At 49.2% G+C, this 1,079-nt stretch carries 2 protein-coding genes; both read left to right on the plus strand.

What is annotated here, in order from left to right; genetic code table 11:
- Nucleotides 1-910 (plus strand): biotin/lipoyl-containing protein (locus tag KIV40_RS28970; RefSeq protein ID WP_285352678.1); only part of this gene is annotated, 910 nt, incomplete at its 5' end.
- 9 nt (nt 911-919) lie between these two features.
- A partial coding sequence (locus tag KIV40_RS28975) for a sodium ion-translocating decarboxylase subunit beta (protein WP_285352679.1) occupies nt 920-1,079 on the plus strand: 160 nt, incomplete at its 3' end.

Raw genomic sequence — 1,079 nt, forward strand, 5'->3', positions numbered from 1 at the left:
TACCGCTCAAGTACCAGGTGGTATGTTGACCAATATGGAAGGTCAACTGAAAGAGCAAGGTGCTGCGGATCGCATGGACGAAGTTCTTGAAGAGATCCCACGCGTACGTAAAGAGCTTGGTTACATCCCATTAGTAACGCCAACTTCTCAAATCGTTGGTACTCAAGCGGTGATCAATGTCCTAACGGGTGAGCGCTATAAGAGCATCACTAAAGAAACTGCAGGTCTATTGAAAGGCGAATACGGCCAAGCACCTGCTGAGGTTGATGCGGAACTGCAAGCGAAAGTTCTGGACGGTGCTGAGCCAATCACATGTCGTCCAGCTGACCTGCTTAAGTCTGAAATGGATGAGCTAACCACTGATTTGCTAGAAAAAGCAAAAGCAGAGGGTATCTCTCTGGCTGAAGATACAGTCGATGATGTACTGACTTATGCATTGTTCCCACAAGTGGGTCTTAAATTCCTTAAGAACCGTCGTAACCCTGAAGCCTTTGAGCCAGCACCGGGCACGGAAGTCGAAGCACCTGCTGTGGCTCCAACGGCAGCACCAGCGGCTGGTGGCATTGAAAGCTACAGCGTGAAGGTGGATGGTCAAGTTTACGATGTGGAAGTTGGTCCTCAAGGTCAACTCACTTCAGTGTCTCCTGCATCACAAGCGGCTCCACAAGCTGCGGCTGCTGCACCTGTGTCACCGAACGCAGAATCAGTGCCAGCGCCACTGGCTGGTAACATCTTCAAGGTAAACGTACAACCGGGTGCTCAAGTGGCAGAAGGTGATGTTCTACTTATCCTAGAAGCGATGAAGATGGAGACAGAGGTTCGTGCGGCACGCGGTGGTATCGTACAAGAGCTTAATGTTAAAGAAGGCGATGCAGTTACTGTAGGCGCTCCACTACTAAGCTTGGCGTAAGGGAGTACCATGGAAGGATTGATGACCTTATGGTCTGAAACGGGTATTGCTAACTTTGAGTTTGGCCAAATCTGCATGATGTTGGTTGGCTGCTTATTGTTGTTCTTGGCAGTTCGTAAAGGATTTGAACCCTTACTGCTGTTACCAATTGGTTTCGGTGCAGTATTAG

This window comes from Vibrio sp. D173a, from assembly GCF_030248475.1.